Consider the following 4,332-nt stretch of genomic DNA (forward strand, 5'->3'; position numbering starts at 1 on the left):
ACCACTTCGGATCGAAGACCCAGCTGCTGCTCGAGGTGCTGACGTACCGCGACGAGACCGACGTCGCCGACCTCGTCGAGAAGCACATCCCCGGGGGCCTGGAGCTGTTCCGGCACCTCGTCCGGACGGCATCGGTCAACGCCCGGCGCGCCGGTATCGTGCAGGCGTTCGCCGTGCTGTCAGGCGAGTCGGTGACCGACGACCACCCCGCCCGCGGGTACTTCGAGGAGCGCTACCGCAACCTGCGCGCCGAGGTCGCTCGCGCCTTCGAGGCCGTGTGCGCCGAGCGCGGCATCACCGCTCCCGACACCGTCGCCGACGCGTCGGCGAGCATCCTCGCCGTCATGGACGGGCTGCAGGTTCAGTGGCTGCTCGATCCCGATGCCGTCGACCTCGCCCGCGCCAGCGAGTTCGCGATCGAGGCGATCGTGGCCGCTGTGCTCGACCCTCGGGAACCGATGGTCGCGACGCCGCGCCCGGAGGCCGGCGCGGCGCCGGCGTGAGCCGCAATGTTGCACTGTGAGTCGGCACGCAGGACTCACCCGGGCGCGCGTGGCTACCGTCGAAGCATGACCGAGACCAGCGCACAGCGAGCATCGGACGACCACGGCGACGCGTTCGCCCGTCATGCGGGCGACCTGCTGACCGTCCCCGGCACGCTCGACGCCGACGGCTTCAAGTCGCTCTTCCGCGGCCACCCCGGCGGCGTCGCGGTCGTGACGGCCGAGGGCCCCGACGGGCCCGTGGCGCTCACGGCCACCTCCGTCGCCTCGGTCAGCGTCGATCCGCCGATCCTGATCTTCTCGGTGTCGTCGCTGTCGTCCGCGACGCCGTCGATCCTGGCGTCCGACTCGATCGTGGTGCACCTGCTCGACTCGGCCGACCTGTCGCTCGCGAAGCTCGCATCGACAAGCGGCGTCGACCGCTTCGCCGACCGTTCGGCCTGGACGCGCCTCCCCACGGGCGAGCCGCTGTACCACGGCGTGCGCGCGTGGACGCGCTGCGCGATCGTCAGCCGGCTCGAGGCGGGTGGCTCGACCGTGATCGCCGCGCATGCACTGCAGGGCGCGGAGAACCGCGGACCGGAGGGCGAGCAGCCCCTCGTCTACCACAACCGCACCTGGCACGCCCTCGGCGACCACTCCCGCATCGACTGACCGCGGCGGCCGCCCGATCCGCCGGATCGCGCGACTGGTCGTCCGAGTCAGCGGCGCAGGGACTCGAGGATCTTCGCGATGCGGCGCTCGCGCGTCGCGTCCTGCTTCGCCTCGGCGACCGACCGCGCGGCCTCCTTGCGCGTGCTGTAGGCGAGCGCGTCGAACGCCTCTCGCAGGCCGGCTTCCGCGTCGAGCGCGGCGGCGAGCTCGACCGGCACCTCGACCGTGCGCTCGTGCTCGTCCAGCGCGATGTGCGCCGCGACCTCGTCGCCCGCCCCGACGCCCAGCTCGGCGCGGGCGGCCTTGCTGAGGCCCACGAGGATGTCGCCGCCCATCCGGCCCACGCGCAGCCGGGCGCTGCGCCCGCCGATCGTCACGACGATGGGCGGCGACTTCGTGCCGCCGAGCTGCGCGATGTGCTCCTCGGTGAGCAGGATCGCGGCGGCGGGGCCGTAGGACTGGATCGTCGTCGTCAGCGTGAGCGCACCCATGCGGCTCATGCTAGGCCGCCGTGGCTTAGCCTGAAGGGCGCGGTCGAAGGGAGTGCGATGTCCAGTCCGCTCTCGGCCTCGGCGTACGAGGTGCTCGGCGTGCCACGCGATGCGAGCGAGGACGAGCTGCGCCGCGCCTACCGCCTGCGCCTGCGGCAGACGCACCCCGACACGGGCGGCAACGCGGCCGAGTTCGTGCGCGTGCAGCACGCGTGGGAACTCGTCGGCACCCCGGCCGCGCGCGCCGCATACGACGGCGGCTCGGGCATCCCGTCCGCTCCCGAGGCGAGCTGGGAGGCGGGCGCCGCACCCTCCCGCGCGACGCGATCCGACACCCGACCGCGCGCTCGCTCGTACGGGCATCCGGGCGGCTGGCGCCGCGAGCGCTATCTCGCGCTGATCCGCGAATGGGCCGGACGCGGGCAGGACGTGCCCGACCCCTACGCGCCCGAGCTCGTGCGATCGGCACCGCGCGAGCTGCGGCACATGCTGGCGGACGCGCTCGCCGAGGAGGCGACAGCCCGGACGATCGCGGAGCTCGGGATGGGCTTCACGGTGTGGCACGACGTCGCGGCCGGACAGCAGCCGGGGGTCAAGCTCGATCACGTCGTGCTCAGCCCGTCGGGCCTGTACGGCGTGATGTCGGAGGACTTCGGCGGCGAGGTGCGCTTCCGCCGCGGCGAGATCATCGGCGCCGAGGTCGGACCCGACGCACCGGTCGCGGGACTGCTCGGCCGGATGCGCGCCGTCGCCCGCGCCGCGCGCGTGAAGTTCAGCGGCGCGATCGTCGTGCTGCCGGACGAGGATCTGGCGCAGCCGATCAATGCGCTGGGCACCGTGCGCGGCGTCCCCGTCGCGGTGGTGCGCCGCTCCGTGCTCGCCCACCTGCTGCGCACCGGCGTACCGGGGGCGCGCGACATCGGCGGCAACGAGCTGTTCGACATCCGCACGCGCCTGCAGCAGACGATCCGCTTCGTCTGACAGGGGCCGCCCCTGCGCCACGCCTGCCGGCGGAGACCGGATCCGCTCTTGCCACGCCGGGGCCGCGAGGACGAGCATGCGAGGGAGACCTCGCCGGAGCGGATCCGGCGCTCGACCCGAGTCGAAGGAGACCGGCGCATGAAGAAGCTCATCAACTCCCCGGACACCGTGCTCGCCGACGCGCTTCGCGGCGTCGCCGCCGCGCACCCCGAGCTCTCGGTCGACCTCGAGAACCGCGTCGTCGCCGCGCCGCGTTCCGAGACGCCCCGCGTCGCGCTCGTGTCGGGCGGCGGCTCGGGCCACGAGCCGCTGCACAGCGGGTTCGTGGGCGAGGGGATGCTCGCGGCGGCGTGCGCGGGCGAGATCTTCACGTCGCCCACGCCGGATCAGATGCTGGCCGCGGCGCAGCAGGTGAGCTCGGGCGCGGGCGTGCTGTTCGTGGTGAAGAACTACACGGGAGACGTCCTGAACTTCGAGATGGCAGCGGACCTCGCACGCGAGGAGGGCATCGAGGTCGAGTCGGTGGTCGTGGCCGACGACGTCTCGGTCGAGGACTCGACGTGGACGGCGGGCCGCCGCGGCGTGGGCACGACCGTGATCGTCGAGAAGATCGCCGGCGCGGCCGCTGCCGAGGGCCGCGCGCTCGCGGACGTGAAGGCCGTCGCGGAGCGCGTCAGCGCCGCGGGCCGGTCGATGGGCGTCGCCCTCACGAGCTGCACCGTCCCCGCGGTGGGCAAGCCGAGCTTCGACCTGCCGGAGGATGAGATGGAGGTCGGCGTCGGCATCCACGGCGAGCCGGGGCGCCACCGCGAGCCCCTGGCGTCGGCGCACGACATCGCCGGCACGATCGTCGACGCGATCCTGTCCGATCTCGACTTCACCGGGGCGCCCGTGATCGCCCTGCTGTCGGGTTTGGGCGGCACGCCGCTGATCGAGCTGTACGCGCTGTACGGCGAGATCGCCGCGCTGCTCGAGCAGCGCGGCATCACGGTCGCCCGCTCGCTGGTGGGCGACTACATCACGAGCCTCGACATGGCAGGTGCCTCGCTGACGCTCGTGCGCGCGGACGACGAGCTGCTCGGCCTATGGGACGCGCCGGTCGAGACCGCCGCCCTGCGGTGGGGACGCTGACATGGCGGCGTTCACGGTGGAGACGGCACGATCCTGGCTGCGCGGGTTCGCAGACGCCGTCACCGGGCAGGCGGAGCACCTCACGCAGCTCGACTCGGCGATCGGCGACGCGGATCACGGCACGAACCTGAAGCGCGGGATGGCGGCGGTGCTGCCTCGGCTCGAGGACGCCGAGACGCTGCGGGCGCTGCTGAAGACGGTCGGCATGACCTTCATCTCGAAGGTGGGAGGGGCCAGCGGCTCGCTGTACGGCTCGTTCTTCCTCGAGGTCGCGAAGGCGCTGCCGGACACGGCCGAGGCCGAGGGCCCGGACGTCGAGACCGCGCTGCGGGCCGGGGTCGCGAGCATCGTCGCCCGCGGCAAGGCCGAGCCGGGCGACAAGACGATGCTCGACGCGCTGCAGCCGGCGCTGGACGCGCTGGGCGGTGCGCTCGCGGACGGCCGGTCGCTCGCGGACGCCGCACGCGCCGCCGCGGATGCCGCCGCGGCGGGCCGCGATGCGACCGCGCCGCTCGTCGCCCGCAAGGGCCGGGCCTCGTACCTCGGCGAGCGCAGCGCGGGACACATCGATC

The 4,332-nt window shown here is 73.7% G+C and carries 6 protein-coding genes; 5 read left to right on the forward strand and 1 reads right to left on the reverse strand.

What is annotated here, in order from left to right; translation table 11 throughout:
* Together RIF89_RS11340 and RIF89_RS11345 are read left to right on the forward strand one after the other, a co-directional pair.
* The coding region (locus RIF89_RS11340; protein WP_309069218.1) for a TetR family transcriptional regulator C-terminal domain-containing protein at positions 1 to 503 on the forward strand (503 nt) is incomplete at its 5' end.
* Between the two features lie 66 nt (positions 504 to 569).
* Positions 570 to 1,157, forward strand: coding sequence for a flavin reductase family protein (locus RIF89_RS11345; protein WP_309069219.1), 588 nt, complete (start codon positions 570 to 572; stop codon positions 1,155 to 1,157).
* A gap of 47 nt (positions 1,158 to 1,204) precedes the next feature.
* Here RIF89_RS11345 and RIF89_RS11350 read toward each other — a convergent pair whose 3' ends face one another.
* Positions 1,205 to 1,648: a YdeI/OmpD-associated family protein gene (locus tag RIF89_RS11350; RefSeq protein WP_309069220.1), complete on the reverse strand. Its 444-nt coding sequence runs from the start codon at positions 1,646 to 1,648 to the stop codon at positions 1,205 to 1,207.
* Between the two features lie 57 nt (positions 1,649 to 1,705).
* On the opposite strand from RIF89_RS11350, the gene RIF89_RS11355 reads away from it, so the two are divergent.
* From RIF89_RS11355 to dhaL, 3 genes are all read left to right on the forward strand, one after another.
* A complete protein-coding gene (locus RIF89_RS11355) occupies positions 1,706 to 2,629 on the forward strand; it encodes a DnaJ domain-containing protein (protein WP_309069221.1) in 924 nt (307 codons plus the stop codon).
* Between the two features lie 138 nt (positions 2,630 to 2,767).
* Positions 2,768 to 3,760, forward strand: coding sequence for a dihydroxyacetone kinase subunit DhaK (gene dhaK, locus RIF89_RS11360; protein ID WP_309069222.1), 993 nt, complete (start codon positions 2,768 to 2,770; stop codon positions 3,758 to 3,760).
* Between the two features lies 1 nt (position 3,761).
* On the forward strand, positions 3,762 to 4,332 hold a 571-nt coding region (dhaL, locus tag RIF89_RS11365), incomplete at its 3' end, for a dihydroxyacetone kinase subunit DhaL (RefSeq protein WP_309069223.1).

Origin of the sequence: Microbacterium sp., from assembly GCF_031178525.1 — a bacterium.
In the GTDB taxonomy this organism is placed as follows: domain Bacteria; phylum Actinomycetota; class Actinomycetes; order Actinomycetales; family Microbacteriaceae; genus Microbacterium.